The sequence below is a fragment of the Mesorhizobium sp. P3_B5 genome (genome assembly GCF_056402815.1).
The window spans coordinates 311,456-330,813 of sequence record NZ_JBFUGR010000005.1; the positions used below are offsets into that span (position 1 = coordinate 311,456).

The following is a 19,358-nucleotide window of genomic DNA, read 5'->3' on the forward strand; positions in this document are numbered from 1 at the left end:
TTTGCGTGCGCTTCCTAAGGCCGCTGGCTGGGCCGATGAGGTGCGTCTGCCGCGTCGAATGATTGCGTCTCGTGCTCTGGAGGTTGCGCCTTTGCCAACCTCAACTATGTCGTCCCGTATAGGCCGATTTCGACAGGGGCTCGAAAGTTTTTCGGCACTGGCACTACGCTTCGGCGAAATTGGCTTGCCGTCGATGCTACACTTTTGCTTGGCGAAATTCAGGCGGGTGGCAGCTGGCCACTCTCGATGCGCTGGATGCGGTAGCGCAGCAACCGCAGGATGCGGCTTTCGAAATTGACGCTTTCGATGCGATCGAACTGCACCTGAGCCTTGTCGTGCTTGGCAAGGATGGCGGCAGTGATATCGGCGGCCTTTGCCTTGGCCGCATTGCAGTTCTTCTGCGGATAGGCCGCCCTCAACGCATTCTCGAGTTCGCGGGCATGGTTCTTGGCGATTTCGACGTGGCGTTCCTCGTGGCGTTTGATGTCGGCCGACAGCGTGTCCCAGAACAGCTTTACATCCGGATCGGCTTTGTGCGGACGCCGCCACTCGGGAAGGATCACCTTGACCTTGACGGTGACAAAGGCCTCGGCAATCCCGCAGGATTTGGCGGTTTGCGCGTAGCTGATGCGGGTGGTGAACGCCATCTGGGTGGCGCCCGGATGCCGCGTCCCGGTGCTTTTTACCTGGGGGCCGTGTTTCGACAGCTGAGCCTCGATGTCCTCGAGCGTCCTGCCGCCGATGGCGAAGTAGCTATATGTCTTCACCAGGTTAGCCGCGCCCGCCGGCAAGGCGGTCAAAGCGAGCATCAGGGCGCACAGCAGGGGTCGTTTCATCATGTTGCCTCTTCAGCCACCTTGCTTTACGGCCGTTCCCGGCGCAACGGAATTGATCCCGGGCAGATCACACATGGTTGATGGACAATGACGACAAGGCGATGGCAGCTGGCGCACGGACGCCATCTCGACCTTGGCGGCAAGGCCGTGGTTGTCGGCATCCTCAACGTCACGCCGGACAGTTTTTCCGATGGCGGCCTGTTCGTCGCGGCCGATCGGGCGCTGGCCCAGGCGCGCCGCATGCTGGAGGAGGGGGCGTCTGTCATCGACGTCGGCGGCGAATCGACCCGTCCCGGTGCATCACCGGTGACCGCCGCGGAAGAGCAAGCCCGCATCCTGCCGGTCATCGCGGCACTCGCCGGACTTGGCGAAGCCCTGATTTCCGTCGACACCTATCGCGAGACTACGGCCGGGCTTGCCGTCGCCGCCGGCGCCCATATCGTCAACGATGTCTGGGGCTTGCAGCGCGAACCGGGCATCGCCCGTGTCGCCGCCGAGACCGGCGCCGGACTGGTCATCATGCACACCGGACGCAATCGCGAGAAGCTGCCCGACGTGATCGCCGATCAGTTTCTGTTTCTCGGGAAATCATTGGAAATTGCCCGCCACAACGGCGTCGGCGACGAGCATATCGTGCTCGATGCCGGCTTCGGTTTCGCCAAGGAGACGGCGGAAGAGAACCTCGACCTGATGGCGCGGTTTGCCGAACTCAATGCGCTCGGCTTTCCGCTGATGGCGGGGACATCGCGAAAGCGCTTTATCGGCAACGTTACCGGTCGCGATGCGATGGACAGGGCCGCCGGCACGGCAGCCACCAGCGTCATTCTGAGGCTGAAAGGCGCCGATCTGTTTCGCGTCCATGATGTCGCAATCAACGTGGACGCACTGGCCGTCGCCGATGCTATGCTGGCGCGCGAAACAGGCCAGGCAGGACGCTGAGCGATGTATGTCATCCGCATGAAGAATTGCGCCTTCTTTGCCCGGCACGGCGTGCTGGACGAGGAGGAAAAGCTCGGCCAGCGCTTCTATGTCGATGCCGCCCTTACCGTCGACCCCGGCAGCGCACTGGTCGATGATTCCATCAACGACACCGTCAACTATGGCATCGCCTTTGCGGTGATCGAAAAGATCATCACCGGACAGCGGCGCTTTCTGATCGAGGCGCTGGCGCTGGAGGTTGCCCGGGCGCTTACAGCGCGGTTTCCGCAGATAAAAAGGGCCGAGATCACCGTGCGCAAACCGAATGCGCCGGTACCCGGTGTGCTCGATTATGTCGAGGTGACCGTTGTCTGGCCCGAATAACACCGTCTATCTCAGCCTCGGTGGCAATCTCGGCGACCCCGCGAAATCGATGGGTTCGGCGTTGCGCATGCTGGATGCCGATCGCGATACGCGCGTCGTTGCCGTCTCCTCGCTTTATCGCACGCCGCCCTGGGGCAAGCTCGACCAGCCGGATTTCTTGAATGCGGCGGCCGAAATTTCGACGGCGCTGGCACCGCGCGCGCTGCTCGATCTCTGCCTCGACGCCGAGCGCCGACTAAAGCGGGTGCGTGAGGAACGCTGGGGTCCGCGCCTGATCGACATCGACATCCTGGTATTCGCAGACCGCATCATCCATGAGACCGGGCTCGAAGTGCCGCACCCCAGGATGCTGGAACGCGCCTTCGTGCTTGCGCCGCTGGCCGAAATCGCACCTGGCCTAGCCGTTGGCGGCCGCAGCGTGTCGGAGCGGCTGGGCGCCGTCGACATTTCGGGCATCGAGCGGCTGCCGTCTGGCCAGAAGTGGTGGCTGGCTTAGCGGATTGCTATGGTTGGCCGACAGCACCATCAGTTGGTGGAAGACGGACCTTGGCTGTGGCAATCATCCATTCAACCACTTCCACGGGCACTTCAGGCTGAGATAAGATAACTGTCATCTTCCCATCGACATCTGAGAAGAAAATCTCGCCCACTATGTGATCATCTTGGTCGGCGAGTTCCAGATACATTCCGTCGCGTTGGACATCGCTTCCAATTGTGGCTGTATAGTTCCGCCCTGCCAGCTCAACCATGTGGCAAATACCCGAGTCTACCCAATTAACCTGAGAATCCACCACCGTCCAAAAACGTCTGTTCGTCCGGCGTCGTCTCGCGGCCCAGCATCCTGTTCCGATGCGGAAAGCGGCCGAAGCGCTGGACGATGTCGCGATGCTCGACCGCATATTTCAGATATTCGGAGGCCTTGGCGGTGGTCAGTTCCACCGACCTGAGCTGGTCGGCGAGGTGTTCCGAATGCTCATACGGCAAATAAAGAAAAACGCGGAGCACTTCGTCGAGCAACAGGTCCTGGCCCGCGGCAATCGCCTTGCCCGCAAAATGCCGCGCCAACGCATCGGTGGCGTACATGTGGCCGGTGCCGCGAAAGCAGTTTCGCGGAAACTGGTCGAGCAGGATCATCAGCGCCAGTGAGCCCTCGGCATGGTCCGACCAGTGGTCGCATTCGCGCCGGGCGGCGGCGAAGTGCAGGTCAAGGAACCGGTCGCGAAAGTCGGTATCGAAGGCATCGTTTTTCTCGAACCACGCATCTTCTCCGGCCTCACGCCAGAATTTGGTGACGGCGAGCGCCCGTTCATCCAGTTCGGTCATCGGCTTACTCCCCCGCAGGCTCGGATTTGTGCAGCACGCCGGCCGTCTCTTCGTTGAGCGCCTGGCCGGGACGGCGCGGCGGGGCAAGCGGCGTCGGGATGGGCGTGTTGATGTTGCCTTTCAGGAAGCGCCGGCCGGCGCGAACGCCTTCAGCCAGTTGTATCTCGAAACGGGCAGCATCGCGGCGCCGCACATCCTCGATCACCTCGGCGACGTCTTCGGGGTCGACACCCAGCGCTTCCAGGGTGGAACCGCCGAAAATGAGCGCCGATTCGAAGGTTTCGCGGAGCTGGAAGTCGACGCCGGCGCGAATGAGCTGCAGCGCGGTTCCGCGATCGAAGGCGCGCGCCAGCACCGTCAGCAATGGAAACTCCGCCTTGATCAGCTCCGCGATGCGCACGGCGGCGTCCGGCTTGTCGACGCAGATCAGCACGGCGCGCGCCCTTCCGGCGCCGGCGGCACGCAGAATGTCCAGCCGCGTGCCGTCGCCATAGTAGACCTTGAAGCCGAAATCCGCGGCCGCCTGGATCATTTCGACATCATTGTCGATGATCGACACATCGATGCCGCGCAGCAGCAGCGGCTGGCTGGCGATCTGGCCGAAGCGGCCGAAGCCGATGACCAGAACACTGCCGGTGAGGCCGTCGGCAATATCGACGCCTTCGAGCGATTGCTCGTCGCGCGGCGTCAGATATTTGAGCGCGATGATTGCCAGCGGCGTCAGCACCATCGAGATGATGACGATCGCAGTCAGGGTCGCATTGGCCCGGCTGTCGATGATGCCGACCGCCGCGGCTGCGGAATAGAGGACGAAGGCGAATTCGCCACCTTGCGCCATGAACACGGCGCGCTCGAGCGCTTCCCGGTGACCGGTCTTGAGCAGGCGGGCGACGATGTAGATGCCGAGCGCCTTCATCACCATGTAGGCGACGACGTAGATGGCGACCAGGCGCCAGTTCTCGACCACCACATGCAGATCGAGCGACATGCCGACGGCAAGGAAGAACAGGCCGAGCAGGATGCCGCGGAACGGCTCGATGTCAGCCTCCAGCTGGTGGCGAAAGGTCGATTCCGACAAAAGCACGCCCGCCAGGAAGGCGCCCATCGCCATCGACAGGCCGGAGAGCTGCATGGCGAGCGCCGAACCGAGCACGACCAGCAGGGCCGCCGCGGTCATCACTTCGCGAGCGCGGGCGTCCGCCAGTATGCGGAAGAACGGATTGAGCAGATAGCGACCGGCCACCACCAGCCCGACAATCGCGGCAAGGCCAATGCCGACCTCGGTCAGCCGTTGCGTCAGGCTCATATCGGCGCCACCCGGCGCCAGGAAGGCGATCAGCGCCAGCAGCGGCACGATCGCCAGATCTTCGAGCAGCAGGACGGAAACGATGCGCTGGCCTTTTGGTGAAGCCATTTCGCCGCGTTCTTCGAGCAGTTGCATGACGATTGCCGTCGACGTCAGCACAAAGCCGGCCCCGGCGACGAAGGACACGGCAATCGGAAAACCGCCCGCCAGTCCGACGCTGGTCAGCAGAAGCGCGCATACGCCGACCTGCAGCGCGCCGAGGCCAAAAATTTCCCGGCGCAGGCCCCAAAGCCGCGATGGCTGCATCTCCAGCCCGATAATGAACAGGAACATGACCACGCCGAGTTCGGCGACATGGAGAATGGCTTCCGATTCGGAGAAGATGCCGATGCCGAACGGGCCGATGACCACGCCGGCTGCGAGATAGCCGAGGATAGAGCCCAGCCCCATGCGTTTGAAGATCGGTACGGCAACGACGCCTGCGGCAAGCAGCGCCACCACCTGAATGAGATCGCTGCCCGATACGTCCGCTGCCATGCCTCTTGTCCCTGTCTCTCCCAGCACTCCTTGCATGCAGTTGGAGCGGGAGGCAAGGGCGAGAAGCCTGCCAGGAAGGGTAGGGTGCGTTAGAAGCGATTCCCTTGGTGGAACAACGGTCACCGCTTGCCTGCCGGACGTTCGGCATCTATATCTGATTAATGCTTGACCATTCGTCCCGTCCGTCGCCGCTGCCGCATATCCCGATGGACGCACTCAGCGAAGTGCTGCGGGACTTTCGCTTGAGCGGTGTCAACTATGGCCGCTGCGAGCTCCGACATCCCTGGAGCATAGAATTTCCGCAACAACAGCTGCTTCGGTTTCACTTTGTCGGCCAGGGTCCGTGCTGGATTCATACCGAAGCGCAAGGCTGGCAGGAGTTGCGCGATGGCGATCTTGTGTTGCTGCCGCAAGGCGTCGCCCATCGGCTGGCGAGTGCGCCGGACGTGGTGGGCGACTCGCTCGAGGGGTGCCAGGTGACCAAGTTGGGGGGCAATGTCTGCGAAGTGGTAAGGCAGGGAACGGGCGCGACAAGCACCCTTTTCTGCGGCTCGATGGCCTTGGGCTCCTGTGCGCTCAATCCATTGATCACATTGATGCCGCCCATCATCAAGGGTTGCGACGTGGCCGGCAATGACCCTGTCGTCGGCCCTTTGCTGGCGGCCATGACGGTGGAGGCCGCACAACCGCAGATGGGCAGCGCCACGATTCTGTCGCGTATGGCGGACTTGCTGACGGCCCGGCTCATCCGCTGCTGGGTCAATTGCAATGGCGCCGTGACCACCGGTTGGCTCGCAGCCATTCGCGACCCCCATATCGGCCGCGCCCTGGCAGCCATGCACCGAGACCCCGGCCATAACTGGACGCTGGGAAGCCTCGCCGGTGTGGCAGGCCAATCGCGCTCGATTTTCGCCGAGCGTTTCAGCGCTGTCTTGGGGGAGGGTGCCGCACACTATCTCGCCCGCCTGCGTATGCAGCTTGCCCGCGAATTGCTGGGGCAAAACGGCATGTCGGTTGCCGAAGTCGCTACCCGTTTGGGCTATGATTCCGAGGCATCCTTCGCTCGCGCGTTCAAGCGCATCACCAATGTCTCGCCGGGCGTTGTGCGCCGCACAATTCCCGGACGAATGGACATGAATTTCGGATTTTAAGGTACATATCATCCGGGCTGACTCGCCTATCTAAGATCTCCAACCTTTGGAGATCCTCCCGTGACTGACACAACATTACAGCTTGAAGACGCCGCGATCGGCCTTGACGCCGATGCGCCGTCCGCATGGAACGCAGCCACCTGGTTTGCGGTCATTTCATTGGCGGCCACCAGCTTTGCCCTAGTGTCGGCCGAGTTCCTGCCGGCGGGTCTGTTGACCCCAATGGCGCGCGATCTCGGCATCAGCGAGGGCACAGCCGGGCAGGTCGTCACCGCCACCGCCTCGGTCGGCGCCGTGACGGCCATGCTGTGCAATGTTCTCATCGGCCGATTGAACCGCAAGACCGTGCTGGTCGGCCTCATGGCCCTGGCGGTCGCTTCCAATATTCTTGCAGCGCTGGCGCCCAATTTCTGGCTGCTGTTGCTAGGCCGAGCCGGGCTGGGAATTGCTCTCAGCGCTTTCTGGGCACTTTCGGTTGCCGTCGTGGCTAGGCTGGTTGGCGCCAATGCGACAGGTCGGGGCATGGCTATCGTCACCCTCGGCGTTTCGCTTGCCACCATCGCCGCGCCGTCGATGGGGGCCTTGATCAGCGACTGGCTGGGATGGCGCAGCGCGATGGCGATGACAGCGGGGCTAGCCGTGGTTGCCATGCTGCTGCAGTTTCTCAGCCTGCCGACCTTGCCAGCAACCGCCAGCAATAGTCTTGGAGACGTGTTTCGGCTGACGCGGCGGCGTGGCATTCAACTCGGCATGCTTGCCATTGTCTTGCTGATGACAGGACATTTCGCCGGTTCGGTCTATGTGCGCCCCTTCCTCGAACACGTGACGCTGCTTGCAACCGGGCCGATTGCACTCGCGCTGCTCGGATTTGGCATCGCCGCTGTGGTCGGCAATATTGCCGGCGGCCGTTTGGCCGATGCCAATATCCGCGTGGCTCTCGTGGTCACCGCCGTGTTGATGGCGTTTGCGGCGCTGGCATTGGTGCTTTGGGGCGTGCAAATTGGCGCTGCCTTCGTATTCGTTACACTTTGGGGCTTCGCCTTCGGCATGGGGCCGGTGGTGCTGCCGACCAATCTGTCCCGCGCGGCACCTGATGCGCTGGAAGCAGCGGGCAGCCTGATGGTCGTCTCTTTCCAAATTGCCATCACCATTGGCGCGGTTGTCGGCGGCTACGTCGTGGACAATTACGGTGCCACGGCGCCCCTGACGCTGACCGCCATCCTTGCCGCATCGACAGCCGTGCTGGCGCTGCTGCAGCCTCGTGGCTGAACCCTGCCCCAACTGACACGGGCGGCCTGAATCCGGGGCCGCCGCGATGTTGCAGCCGCGTTACACAAGTTTACGCGACGGTTGCGTTGCGTGTTGCCACAATCGGGCGCTAAGGACAGTCGGCTTCGGCCATTGGAGGACCAGTGACGATCAAGTCGCGGCCTTTCTGAGGAGATGACTGACATGAAGAAGTTTTTGCTTGTTGCCGTTGGCATCGCGGCGCTTGCCGGTTCGGCCTGTTCGAAGGCGCCGGAGTGCACGACGGAAATGCTGACCAAGAAGGCTCAGGATGTGACGACCGCTCTGCAGGAGGCGATCACCAAGGATCCGTCCAAGGCCGCCGATCTCACCGCCAAGGTCCAGGCGGTCACCACCAAATATTCGGGCGCGACCACGGCGGCAGAGGCCTGCAAGGCCTATGACGACGTGCTTGCCGCCATCAAGGGCTGAGCGAAGCGCTGATCTGTTTGCTTTGAAAGGAGGCGGTGGCCATTGGCTGCCGCCTCCTTTTTGCGTTCAGGACGGGTTCTCAGTTCGGCTCGATGGAACCGACTTCGACGGCATCGATCCGCTTCAAGCTCATGCCGATAACCGGCACCAATTGCTTGTCGACGCGCACTGCAATCGTCACCGTCATCGAATTGTCGTCGGGGATGCGGGCCTGCATCACCCCGCGCAGCTGGTTGCGGTTGATGGTGAAGACGACCTTGCGGGCATCGACCACATTGCCGCCGATGATGTCGAGGCCGGTTCCGGCAGCGCCACCCATGAAATTGCCCTTGTAGCCGTCGCGCCCCTTGCGTTCGACGGTCGCCGACATTTTCTGCGTGAACACGCCGACCCGACAGTCACCATCGAGCGTCATGCCGGTTCCGCCGTCAGGCGTGGAGCCGGTGAAATTGCAGGAGAATTTCGTGCCCTTGTACTTGCCGGCGACGATTTCACCCGGGCCGACCCATTGGCCTTCAACCGTGTGAAAGAACTGCTTGTCGGGCTCTGCCGCAAACGCCTTCCCCGCCAGGCCCACAGGTGCCGCAGCCGCGATCGTCAGGGGCAGGACGGTGGACAGAATTACGCTTTTCATCGACGACACCCGGCAACAAAGTGACTGTTGTTGGAACTCGTCTGACCATGAACAAGATTGGTTAATGCTTGATGACCGTCACTTGCCGGGAACAGGTGTTTCCTCTTCCTTTTTGGTTGCAAACGATGTCAGCGCCGACAGGAAATCGCCCATGCCTGGCCTCTTGCCGGCGATGAAGGGCAGGGGCCGCGCCGTTTCCATCGCCGCTATGCCGATGCGTGCCGTCATCATGCCGTTGACGACGCCTTCGCCAAGCTTCGCCGAAAGCCGGGCGGCAAGGCCGTGCCCGACGATTTGTTGAACAAAGCTGTCGCCGACGGCGATCGAGCCGGTGACCGCCAGATGGGCGAGAACGCTGCGCGCCAGCCGGAAGAAGCCCAGCGTGCCCGGCCGGCCGCCATAAAGCTCCGACAGGCGGCGAATGAGGCGCCCGGCTTCGAACACGACATAGGCGACATCGACGATTGCGCGAGGGCTGACTGCCGTCACCAGCGATACGCGCTTTGCCGCTTCGAGGATCATCACCTTGGCCCTGATATCGAGCGGCCCGAGGATTTCGGTCTCGGCCAGGCGCACCAGATTGCCGCCGTCAATGATCTCGCCGCGCAATTCGGCCAGCGAGCGCCGGCCGGCCGCGGTTTCGGGTTTGGCGGCGACAAAGGCCGAAAGCTCGTCGACAACTGAGCGTGCGGCCTTCGGATCGTCGCGCGCGACAGCATCCAGCGCCCGTTTCTGCAGCTTTTCGACTTCGGCGAGGCGGGCAATCGCCAAAAACTCGCGGAAAAGGATAATCACAAGCGCCAGTGCCGCGACCGTGGCCATTCCGGCGGCCAGCCAGCCCAGCCATTGCGCACGCTCGAACAGGTCGCGAATCAACTGGTCGGTCCACAGACCAACAGCCAGCGAAACAAGCACGCCGAACGCGCCGAAGAAGATGCTGGCGAGCAGCGAACGCTTGCGCGGCGCGGTGGCGGGCGGCGGTTCGGCAGCAATGATATCGGGCTCGTCGAAGACGTCGATCTCGGCCGGCACGACAACAGCCATGTCGGTCTTCGTCGTGCGCGGCTTTCGCGCCGGCGCCACCTCGACTTGCGCGCGATGGTTTGCCGCCTCTTGCCTGGTTGCGGCCTCCGGCTCGATGCGGAATGCCGCCGGTCTGCGGGGCGCGGTCATGCCAGATGGTCTCCGATCAGGAACTGCAGGGCACGGTCAAGCCTGATATGCGGCAGCGACAGCGTCACGCCTTCGGCCGTGCGTTCGAGTTTTGGCGGGCGAAAGCGCACGAAGCGGATCGCCGGGTCGTCATTGTTCTGCCGATGGTCTGGTTCGGAAATGTCGAAAACGGCATCAATCTTCTCCGGTAAGTCACCGGGAAATATAGCTGTTTCGGTTCTCCCATCAAACGTTTCGCCATTGATCCTTTCACCGCTCAACGGCGTGCCGATGATCACCGGCAGTGTTTCCCGGCCTTGTTTGACCGTGCCTTCCCTTGTCGCGCGCATGGCGGCCATGGCGACCACATCGACATCTGCGCCGGTGAAATTCGCCCGCGCCACGGCGCGGTCGGCAAGCCGCCGCACGATCGCCTGCAACCGGTCGTGGCTTTCGTGATGCAGATGGTCGGCCTTGGTCGCGGCCACCAAAATGCGGTCGATGCGCCGTGCAAACAGGTCGGTGAGAAAGCCGCCCCGGCCGGGGCGAAAACAGGAAAGGATTTCGGTGACGGCGCGTTCCAGGTCGGCCATCGCGCCGGGACCGGCGTTCAGGGCCTGCATGGCATCGATCAGCACGATCTGGCGGTCGAGGCGGGTGATGTGCTCGCGGAAGAACGGTTTGACGACATGCGTCTTGTAGGCCTCGTAGCGCCGCTCCATCATCGCCTGCAGCGATCCCGAGCGCGGCCGCCGGTCGTTCCGGATCGGCAAGGGCGCAAAAGTCAGCGCCGGCGAACCCTCCAGGTCGCCAGGCATCAGGAAGCGGCCTGGCGGCAGGGTCGAAAGCGCCCGCTCGTCGAGCTTGCAAGCTTTGAGATAGGCGGCAAAGCTCTCGGCGAGACGACGTGCCGTCATCTCGTCGGCGTCGGCATTGGGATCGATCGTGGCGGCAAGCGCCCGCCATGCTTGCGAAAGATCGGCGCGCACCGGCAGCGCCGCCATCTCGAAAGCTTCGCGCGAAAAATCGGCGAAGGATTTGCCGAGCAATGGCAGGTCGAGCAGCCATTCGCCCGGATAGTCGACAATATCGACCGACAATTTTCCTCGGGAAAACATACGGTTCCAGCCGGAAGCCGATTCGAATTCGATGGTCAGCCGCAGCTCGGAAATGGCGCGTGTCGAGTCCGGCCAGACGCGGTCGTTGACCAGGGCTGCGATGTGATCCTCGTACTGGAAACGCGGCACGGCATCGTCCGGTTGCTCTTCGAGGAAAGCCCGGGCGATGCGCCCCGACCTTTGCGCTTCGAACAGCGGCAGGCGCCCGCCACGGATCAAATTGTGGACAAAGGCCGAGATGAACACCGTCTTGCCTGCACGGGAGAGGCCGGTGACCCCCAGCCGCAGCGACGGAGAAAAGAGCCCGGCGGCGCGCCCGGACAGCGTATCCAGTGCAATCCGCGCCTCGTCGGTGAAAGTGGTCAGCGATGATGCCAAATCGGTTCTCTCGGGGTCTCGGTGAGTTCCGATATAGGCTCTGGAACCGGGCTTTGTAATGGTCTCAGAGATCGGCGGGGGTCAGGAAGGCCTCGAGATAGCCACTGCCTTGCGCGGCTTCGGCAAGATTGCCGTTGAACCGCACGACGGCAAGACCGGAAGTCGGGAAACCATGGTTGAGCATTCCCCTCGCAGCCTCGTCGCCGTCGCCCGAAACCGCCATGGCAAGATCTTCCGTCATCGGATTGTGGCCGATGACCAGCAGCGAGCCCGGCCCGCCATTCTTGCGGATAATGCCGAGGTAGCCGGCGGCGTCTTCGCTGTAGAGCGTGTCGAAAAACAGCACCCGGCCGGTATCGGTATGGCCGGCGAGGCCTTCCAGCGTCTGGCGGGCTCGCCTGGCGTTGGAGCAAAGCGTGATGTCGGGAATGTAGTTGCGGGTCCGCATGGCCGCCCCCATCACCTCGGCGTCGGCGATGCCGGACGCGTCGAGTGGACGATCGAAGTCGCGCACGCCGGGCAGCGCCCATCCGGCCTTCGCATGCCTCAACAGATAAAGTCTGCTCACCGAACCCTCATTGGCGCCGCAAAGTCTAGCAATGACATTGCAGGATTAGCCATGAGAAAGTCTCGCGCACAATGGCTGGCGCCCTCAAGCACAACGAATCATGTGGGAATTTGGCCGCACCCTTGCTGCAAAAGCTGTTGCCGGTGCCAGTTCACCAACATTAAAATTTGCGTGAGACTGCGGCCGATTGCGCTTGTGCAGGCGTCGGACGGCGAATATATAGGCGCAAAATTTGGGGTTGTTGGGTGAGTCGAATGAACGACATCGTTACCGCCGATTACGTACCCTCCGAAGACGAGCCGTTTATGAATGAGCGGCAGAAATCCTACTTTCGCCTGAAGCTCGTCACTTGGAAGAACGACATCTTGCGCGAAGCGCGCGAAACTCTCGAAATCCTGCAGCAGGAAAACGCCAACCACCCCGATCTTGCCGATCGGGCATCCTCGGAAACCGACCGCGCCATCGAGCTTCGCGCCCGCGATCGCCAGCGCAAACTCATTTCCAAGATCGATTCCGCGCTGCAGCGCATCGACGAAGGCACTTACGGCTACTGCGAGGAAACCGGCGAGCCGATCGCACTGAAGCGGCTCGACGCGCGTCCGATCGCGACCTTGTCGATCGAGGCGCAGGAGCGCCACGAGCGCCGCGAGAAAGTCTATCGCGACGACTGAGGCGTTCAGCTGGAGCAAAATTCGTAAGAAATGGCCGGTTTTCCCGGCCATTTTTTTGGCTCTCGGCTAATGCATGTCGCCCAAAAGTGGTCCCGGTTTTGGGACAACGACATGCATAAAAACAAAGACTTAAAGCGCGTTGCGCTTTATCGTTTCTGGCTGGAGAGCTCGCCGAGAAGTTTTGTCATCTCGTCGTCGAGTGAGGGCGGCGCCTTCGCTGCCGCCTTGCTCGCAGGCTTGGCGGCGCGCGGATCATCGAGCGAAACCTCAAGCTCCTTCATCAGCGTATCGTCGATGGAATCTTGCCTCGGCGGCGGCGCATGGCGAACGACATTGGCGTTGGCTGAGCCATAGGCAGGCAGCGGGGTGATGTTGGAGGGCTGATAGCTTGGCGCGGCCGGTTTCGGCGCCGGTGTTACCGGACGGGGTTTAACGGGCGCTGGAGCCGCATTGACCGGCTGCGGTGCTGGCGCCTGCCTCGCAGGTGCTGCGCCGGGTTGCGGCGCGCGCGGTCGCGGCGCCTGTTGCTGGCCGCCATCTCCGGTCAAGGCCGGGCGCCGTGGCGCCGCCAGTCGGATGTCGCGTTCGACGACGACATCGGTCGGGCCGCCGATCAGCAGCAGATGTTCGATATCGTCGCGCCGCACCAGCACCAGCCGGCGGTGGCTGTCGACGGCGGTGGCATCCATGACCGCCAGCCGCGTCTTGCGGTTTCTGCCACCGGCGACGAATGTTCCAAAAGTCAGGTTGCGGACAAGCTTGACGATGACGAGGATGATGACCAGCAGGACAAGCGCGGCAAACGTCCACAGGATTGCCGCGGCATATCCAGGACCGGCCACGCTATCCAGCATCTGCAGCATCGGTGCCCCCAAATCGCCTTGTCGAAGTGACGCGACACTAGACCGTTGCGGCAGGCGACCGCAAGTTGCGTTTCACGCGTCGTGAACAGCTTGAAACACTGTAAGCCCAACGGCACCATTTTTAACGGACATTTGCCGTCGGGGCCTTTTCCGGACTAGGAGAATGTGATTCAACCGGGCCAGGTGTCGGACACCGGAATTCACGAGCAGGGGGCACATGGCCAAGGAAACGCGCGGCGATTTCTATCCGGTACCTATCGTCGACCAGAACACAAGGCCGGGCGCGGTTGCCCGGCTCGTCGTCTTCATCGTCGTCCTGACCGGGGCTGCGATCGTTTTTGGGCTGTTCCGCGAGCGTCTTGGCGACCCCTTCCTGCTGGGCATGCTTGGCGTGCTGGCAATGATCGGTGTCGGCTTCCTGTTCGCCACCGCGATCGGTTTCGTTCAGATCGCGCCGCGCTCGACCAGCGACGAACTGTCGAAAGCCTTCGTCGATTCGATGTCGCAAGGCCTGCTCGTCACCGACACCAAGGGCCGTGTCGTCTACGCCAACCGGGCCTATGCCGACATGACGGGTGCCGCGTCGGCGACGGATCTGAAGACGGTCGAAGGGCTGCTTTCCGACATTCCCGAGGCCTCGGTGACCATCTACCGGCTGGCGTCCGGCCTGCGTGACGGCCAGCCGGGCGACGGCGAGTTCCGGCTGGCGCAATCCATTCGCCCAGGCGCCGAACCCGGCGCGCGCTGGTATCGCGCCCGCGCCCGCGCCTTCAGTGTTCCGGGCCAGCGGCTGCCTCTGCTCGCCTGGCAGCTTGCCGACATCTCGCAGGAGCGGGCCGAGCAGGAGCGCTTCTTTCTCGACCTGCAAAAGGCCATCGATCATCTCGACCATGCGCCGGCTGGCTTCTTTTCCGCCGACCAGGAAGGCCGCGTCACCTATATCAACGCCACGCTCGCCGAATGGCTGGGCGTTGATCTGGCCAGCTTCACGCCCGGCGCCGTCACACTGTCGGAGATCGTTGCCGGCGACGGCATGGCGCTGGTCCGCTCGGTCAAGGCCGATCCCGGCACCACCCGCAATGCCGTCATCGATCTCGATCTGACGACAGCCAAGGGCGAGGCACTGCCGGTGCGCTTCATGCACCGTGTTTCAGCCAGCCGGGAAGGGCTGAACGGTCCGACCCGCACCATCGTGCTCAACCGCACGCAGGGCGAGGACGCTTCCGCCGATCTTCGCGCCTCCGAGGTCCGCTTCACCCGCTTCTTCAACTCGACGCCGATGGCGATTGCCGCCGTCGACAAGAGCGGCCGCATCCTGCGCACCAACGCGCCGTTCCTGTCGCTGTTTTCCTCCGTCGTCGATGGCGACGCAGTCGATCGCCGCGTGCGGCTGGATACGGTGATCCACGAGCGCGATCGGCCGGCCTTTGCCGCGGCCTTCGAAAAGGCCCGGCAGCGGCAGGCTGACATCGAGCCGATCGACACGCTGCTGCCCGGCAACGAAGACCGCCACATACGCTTCTACGTCAACGCGGTTGCCGATAGCACCGGCGGCGAGGGCGCCGAGGAATCCGCCATCGTCTATGCCGTCGAGACCACCGAGCAAAAGGCGCTCGAGGGCCAGATGGCGCAAAGCCAGAAGATGCAGGCGGTTGGCCAGCTTGCCGGCGGCATCGCGCACGATTTCAACAATGTGCTGACCGCCATCATCATGGCGTCCGACCTTTTGCTGACCAATCACCGTCCGTCGGACCCGTCCTTCCCCGACATCATGAACATCAAGCAGAACGCCAACCGGGCGGCATCGCTGGTACGGCAGCTGCTGGCCTTCTCACGCAAGCAGACGCTGCGGCCGGAGGTGCTCAACCTGACCGACGTGCTCGCTGACCTCAGGATGCTGCTTGCCCGTCTGGTCGGCAACGACATCAAGCTGAAAGTCGATCATGGCCGCGACCTGTGGCCGGTCAAGGTCGACATCGGCCAATTCGAGCAGGTGGTGGTGAACCTCGCCGTCAACGCGCGCGATGCGATGCCGGCCGGCGGCGACCTCACCGTGCGCACCCGCAACGTCACCGAAGCGGAGTGCAAGACCTTTGCCTACCGCGAACTCACCCCGGCCGACTATGTGGTGGTCGAGGTCGAGGATACAGGCAGCGGCATCGCGCCGGACATCCTGAAAAAGATATTCGAACCCTTCTTCACCACCAAGGAGGTCGGCAAGGGCACCGGCCTCGGCCTGTCGATGGTCTACGGCATCATCAAGCAGACCGGCGGCTTCATCTTCTGCGATTCCGAAGTCGGCAAGGGCTCGACGTTCCGCATCTTCCTGCCGCGCCACATTGCCGAAGTGAGAAAGCCCGGCGATCCCGCCGATGCACCGGCCGCACCCGCGAAGATCGCCGACGCGGCCAAGGACCTCTCGGGGTCGGCCACGGTGCTGCTCGTCGAGGACGAGGATGCCGTGCGCATGGGCGGCATGCGGGCGCTGACGTCGCGCGGCTACACAGTCCATGAGGCGTCCTCGGGCGTCGAGGCGCTGGAAGTGTTCGAAGCGCTTGGCGGCAAGGTCGATATCGTCGTTTCCGACGTGGTCATGCCGGAGATGGATGGGCCGACGCTGCTTGGCGAATTGCGCAAACGGCAACCGGACATCAAGTTCATCTTCGTGTCCGGCTATGCCGAGGACGCGTTTGCCAGGAACCTGCCCGCGGACGCGCAGTTCGGCTTCCTGCCAAAGCCCTTTTCGCTCAAGCAATTGGCCACCATCGTCAAGGACGTGCTGGAGTCCTGATTTAGAGCGCCCCGCATGAAGTGCGTCGCCCGAATGTGAACAAGCGCACAGACGCCCGTGCCATGCCGTTTACACGTGCCGGCGCCGGGTAACGAGCCGTCCGTTCATAACCAGTGAGGTCCGGCGACTGGAGCTTCGCAATCGCCGCTTGCGCATCGACGCCAGCCTGCCATGATTGTGATGACAAACGCGGCAGGATTTGGGGAAGATGCCGTGACGCCACACAATGAGGCCGACAAGGGCGATTATGCCGAAACGGTGCTGTTGCCGGGCGATCCGCAACGCGCCGAATGGATGGCTGAGACATTTCTCGAGGCGCCGCGCTGCGTCAACCGACGCAGGGGTGCGCTGGGCTTCACCGGCCTGTTTCGCGGCCAGCCTGTCAGCATCCAGGCTACGGGCATCGGTGTCCCGTCATTCCTGATCTACGTGCATGAATTGCTGGATTTCTATGGCGTCAAAACGCTCATCCGCACCGGCACCTGTGGTGGCCTGACCGATAGCGTGAAACTGCGCAGCCTGGTGATCTCGCAATCGGTGCGCGCGGAAAGCGGCATGAGCGGTCAGGCCTTTGGGCTCTATGACGCCGCCGCAGGGCCTGATCCCGCGTTGCTCGCCCATGCATTGGCCCGGGCCGGGGCACTCGGCATTGAACACTCTGCCGGGCTGACGATCGGCAGTGACATATTCTATCATCCCGAGGGGCGCGCCCGCTTCGCCGAAGGCCAGGCCCTTGGCGCGCTCGCCGTGGATATGGAAACCAGCGCCCTCTATGGCATCGCCGCGCATTTCGGCGCTCGCGCCCTGTCGCTGCTGACCGTCGTCGACAATGTCGTGACCGGCGAGCAAACCGACTATTCCGAACGCCAGGCGCTGTTCACCGATATGACCCGCCTGGCGCTCGAAGTCGCTGACGCTTCCTAATTTAGCCGAGCATCAGAAACAAGCGACCCGCGGCCGCCGCTCAACGCCTGGTGCAGGTCGAGGCGGTAAAGGCGCCGTCCTGCTGTCTCATGATGATGTCGAAGGACGGGGTGCCGTCCAGGGTCGCTTGCGTCAACGACAGGCTGTTCCCGCCCGCGGTGTAGCCGCCCAAGGGGCCGAGCCAGGTCACGACGCCGTTTGCATCCATCTGGTAGTTGTAGCCCTGCTGGGCGGTGCCGAACGTCACCGGGCCGCTATAGACATTGCCCTTGATGGTGATGTCGCCGAGGTTGAGGAACATGCCAAGCAGATAGACCTCGCAATGATAGGTCCCGTCCGGCAGCTTGCCGTCGGTGAAGTCGGCACGCGCAGTGCCGGTCGCCGCAAGCATCAGCACGATGCTGAAAACACAAGAAATCCTGGAGGTCATGGCGTCGCTCGTTTGAGGATCGAACTTGCCCTATTTTCCGGCAATGCCGCAACGGTCGTCGACAGCGGTCCACTGACGCACAGCAGATCAAAATTTAGGCAGATAGGCGATTTGGGTGAAAATTAGGCAAGGGTGCGTAATTTTTTCTCAATCAAATTTTAACCAGCGCTGTTCGTTGTCAATGTATATTCGACGGCTAATATAATAACCATCTGATAATATTGGAAATTTCCGTGGTTGTCGACGTTGCTCCAGCGGTTGGCACAGCCGTTGCATGGTCTGGTTGCGGTACCATCAACCAGCTTGGGAGTCTGTAATATGAGGGGTAATTTCTCGACGATAACAAAGATGTTTTCGGCAAGCGTGGTGGCGGCGGGGCTTTTGATGTCCGCTCCGGCCAAGGCGGCTGACGACACCATCAAGGTCGGTATTCTCCATTCGCTGTCGGGGACCATGGCGATTTCGGAGACGACGCTGAAGGACGCCATGCTGATGCTCATCGACGAGCAGAATGCAAAGGGCGGCCTGCTCGGCAAGAAGCTCGAGGCGGTCGTCGTCGATCCGGCTTCCAACTGGCCGCTGTTCGCCGAAAAGGCGCGCGAGCTGATCTCCAAGGACAAGGTCGCTGCCGTGTTCGGCTGCTGGACGTCCGTGTCGCGCAAGTCCGTGCTGCCGGTGTTCTCCGAACTCGACAACATCCTGTTCTACCCCGTCCAGTATGAGGGCGAGGAAAGCGAGCGCAACGTGTTCTACACCGGTGCTGCGCCGAACCAGCAGGCTATCCCGGCCGTCGACTATCTGATGAGCGAAGACGGCGGCTCGGTGAAGCGCTGGGTGCTGGAAGGCACCGACTATGTCTATCCGCGCACCACCAACAAGATCCTCGAGGCCTATCTGAAGGCCAAGGGCGTTGCCGCCGAGGACATCATGGTCAACTACACGCCGTTCGGCTTCTCCGACTGGCAGACCGAAGTCTCGGCGATCAAGAAGTTCGGTTCGGCCGGCAAGAAGACCGCCGTCGTCTCGACCGTCAATGGTGACGCCAACGTGCCGTTCTACAAGGAGCTCGGCAACCAGGGCATCAAGGCCGAGGACATCCCGGTCATGGCCTTCTCGGTCGGCGAGGAAGAGCTTGCCGGTCTCGACACCGCGCCGTTGGTCGGCCATCTCGCCGCCTGGAACTACTTTGAGAGCGTCGATACGCCCGAAAACAAGAAGTTCATCGCCGACTGGCACAAGTTCATCAAGAACGACAAGCGCACCACCAACGACCCGATGGAAGCTCACTATATCGGCTTCAACATGTGGGTGAAGGCCGTCGAGAAGGCCGGCACCACCGATCCGGACAAGGTCATCGACGCCATGATCGGTGTCTCCGTGCCCAATTTGACCGGTGGCTATTCGACCATGATGCCGAACCATCACATCACCAAGCCGGTGCTGATCGGCGAAATCCAGGCCGACGGCCAGTTCGAGACCGTTTCGCAGACGCCCGGTCTGGTCATGGGCGATGAATGGTCCGATTACCTGCCCGACTCCAAGGACCTGATCTCCGATTGGCGCGCGCCTCTGTCTTGCGGCAACTTCAATGTTGCCACCGGCAAATGCGGCGGCAAGGGCACAAACTGATCCCTCCCGGGCCTGACCGATCGTGG

The 19,358-nt window shown here is 62.5% G+C and carries 20 protein-coding genes; 10 read left to right on the forward strand and 10 right to left on the reverse strand.

Annotated features, from left to right (window positions below; all coding sequences use genetic code 11):
* Positions 1-218: 218 nt before the first annotated feature.
* Positions 219-839: a DUF922 domain-containing Zn-dependent protease gene (locus AC1DVW_RS15715; protein ID WP_477243012.1), complete on the reverse strand. Its 621-nt coding sequence runs from the start codon at positions 837-839 to the stop codon at positions 219-221.
* Positions 840-923: 84 nt separating this feature from the next.
* Between AC1DVW_RS15715 and folP the strand changes: the two genes are divergently transcribed.
* From folP to folK, 3 genes are read left to right on the forward strand one after another with little or no spacing between them, the layout of a single operon-like run.
* A complete protein-coding gene (gene folP / locus AC1DVW_RS15720; protein ID WP_477324220.1) occupies positions 924-1,775 on the forward strand; it encodes a dihydropteroate synthase in 852 nt (283 codons plus the stop codon).
* Positions 1,776-1,778: 3 nt separating this feature from the next.
* Complete coding sequence (gene folB, locus AC1DVW_RS15725) at positions 1,779-2,138, forward strand: dihydroneopterin aldolase (RefSeq protein ID WP_477243014.1); 360 nt, start codon at positions 1,779-1,781, stop codon at positions 2,136-2,138.
* Positions 2,122-2,634: a 2-amino-4-hydroxy-6-hydroxymethyldihydropteridine diphosphokinase gene (folK, locus tag AC1DVW_RS15730; protein ID WP_477243015.1), complete on the forward strand. Its 513-nt coding sequence runs from the start codon at positions 2,122-2,124 to the stop codon at positions 2,632-2,634. Before folB ends, folK begins: the two co-directional genes overlap by 17 nt.
* 7 nt (positions 2,635-2,641) lie before the next feature.
* Here folK and AC1DVW_RS15735 read toward each other — a convergent pair whose 3' ends face one another.
* Genes AC1DVW_RS15735 through AC1DVW_RS15745 form a run of 3 tightly spaced genes read right to left on the reverse strand, consistent with a single transcriptional unit; the run spans position 2,642 to position 5,304 of the window.
* Entirely contained in the window at positions 2,642-2,887 is a 246-nt protein-coding gene (locus AC1DVW_RS15735; RefSeq protein WP_477243016.1) for a hypothetical protein, read from the reverse strand.
* A 25-nt stretch (positions 2,888-2,912) separates the two neighbouring features.
* Complete coding sequence (locus AC1DVW_RS15740) at positions 2,913-3,461, reverse strand: DUF924 family protein (RefSeq protein ID WP_477243017.1); 549 nt, start codon at positions 3,459-3,461, stop codon at positions 2,913-2,915.
* A gap of 4 nt (positions 3,462-3,465) precedes the next feature.
* Positions 3,466-5,304 (reverse strand): monovalent cation:proton antiporter-2 (CPA2) family protein, encoded by a 1,839-nt coding sequence (locus AC1DVW_RS15745; protein ID WP_477243018.1) that lies wholly within the window; start codon positions 5,302-5,304, stop codon positions 3,466-3,468.
* 161 nt (positions 5,305-5,465) lie between these two features.
* Between AC1DVW_RS15745 and AC1DVW_RS15750 the strand changes: the two genes are divergently transcribed.
* From AC1DVW_RS15750 to AC1DVW_RS15760, 3 genes are all read left to right on the forward strand, one after another.
* On the forward strand, positions 5,466-6,455 hold the full coding sequence (locus AC1DVW_RS15750; protein ID WP_477243019.1) for an AraC family transcriptional regulator: 990 nt from the start codon (positions 5,466-5,468) through the stop codon (positions 6,453-6,455).
* A gap of 60 nt (positions 6,456-6,515) precedes the next feature.
* The gene (locus AC1DVW_RS15755; RefSeq protein ID WP_477324222.1) at positions 6,516-7,724 is read left to right on the forward strand and encodes an MFS transporter; all 1,209 of its coding nucleotides are present in this window, start codon (positions 6,516-6,518) and stop codon (positions 7,722-7,724) included.
* 183 nt (positions 7,725-7,907) lie between these two features.
* Complete coding sequence (locus AC1DVW_RS15760) at positions 7,908-8,174, forward strand: hypothetical protein (RefSeq protein WP_477243021.1); 267 nt, start codon at positions 7,908-7,910, stop codon at positions 8,172-8,174.
* A gap of 79 nt (positions 8,175-8,253) precedes the next feature.
* Here AC1DVW_RS15760 and AC1DVW_RS15765 read toward each other — a convergent pair whose 3' ends face one another.
* The 4 genes from AC1DVW_RS15765 to AC1DVW_RS15780 form a co-directional block, all read right to left on the reverse strand.
* On the reverse strand, positions 8,254-8,808 hold the full coding sequence (locus AC1DVW_RS15765; RefSeq protein WP_477243022.1) for a hypothetical protein: 555 nt from the start codon (positions 8,806-8,808) through the stop codon (positions 8,254-8,256).
* A gap of 78 nt (positions 8,809-8,886) precedes the next feature.
* Complete coding sequence (locus tag AC1DVW_RS15770; RefSeq protein WP_477243023.1) at positions 8,887-9,981, reverse strand: YcjF family protein; 1,095 nt, start codon at positions 9,979-9,981, stop codon at positions 8,887-8,889.
* Complete coding sequence (locus AC1DVW_RS15775) at positions 9,978-11,456, reverse strand: YcjX family GTP-binding protein (RefSeq protein ID WP_477324224.1); 1,479 nt, start codon at positions 11,454-11,456, stop codon at positions 9,978-9,980. Before AC1DVW_RS15775 ends, AC1DVW_RS15770 begins: the two co-directional genes overlap by 4 nt.
* Positions 11,457-11,520: 64 nt before the next feature.
* Entirely contained in the window at positions 11,521-12,024 is a 504-nt protein-coding gene (locus AC1DVW_RS15780; RefSeq protein ID WP_477269499.1) for a SixA phosphatase family protein, read from the reverse strand.
* Between the two features lie 254 nt (positions 12,025-12,278).
* On the opposite strand from AC1DVW_RS15780, the gene dksA reads away from it, so the two are divergent.
* Positions 12,279-12,695, forward strand: coding sequence for an RNA polymerase-binding protein DksA (dksA, locus tag AC1DVW_RS15785; protein ID WP_006202025.1), 417 nt, complete (start codon positions 12,279-12,281; stop codon positions 12,693-12,695).
* A gap of 146 nt (positions 12,696-12,841) precedes the next feature.
* Here dksA and AC1DVW_RS15790 read toward each other — a convergent pair whose 3' ends face one another.
* A complete protein-coding gene (locus AC1DVW_RS15790; protein WP_477243026.1) occupies positions 12,842-13,558 on the reverse strand; it encodes a hypothetical protein in 717 nt (238 codons plus the stop codon).
* Between the two features lie 217 nt (positions 13,559-13,775).
* Here AC1DVW_RS15790 and cckA point away from each other — a divergent pair, with 217 nt between their 5' ends.
* On the forward strand, positions 13,776-16,349 hold the full coding sequence (gene cckA / locus AC1DVW_RS15795; RefSeq protein ID WP_477324226.1) for a cell cycle histidine kinase CckA: 2,574 nt from the start codon (positions 13,776-13,778) through the stop codon (positions 16,347-16,349).
* 213 nt (positions 16,350-16,562) lie between these two features.
* A complete protein-coding gene (locus tag AC1DVW_RS15800; protein WP_477324228.1) occupies positions 16,563-17,273 on the forward strand; it encodes a purine-nucleoside phosphorylase in 711 nt (236 codons plus the stop codon).
* Positions 17,274-17,313: 40 nt separating this feature from the next.
* On the opposite strand, the gene AC1DVW_RS15805 is transcribed toward AC1DVW_RS15800, so the two are convergent.
* Positions 17,314-17,703, reverse strand: a complete 390-nt coding sequence (locus tag AC1DVW_RS15805) for a hypothetical protein (protein WP_477324230.1) — start codon at positions 17,701-17,703, stop codon at positions 17,314-17,316.
* Between the two features lie 318 nt (positions 17,704-18,021).
* On the opposite strand from AC1DVW_RS15805, the gene urtA reads away from it, so the two are divergent.
* On the forward strand, positions 18,022-19,332 hold the full coding sequence (gene urtA, locus AC1DVW_RS15810) for an urea ABC transporter substrate-binding protein (protein WP_477243030.1): 1,311 nt from the start codon (positions 18,022-18,024) through the stop codon (positions 19,330-19,332).
* Positions 19,333-19,358: the final 26 nt, after the last annotated feature.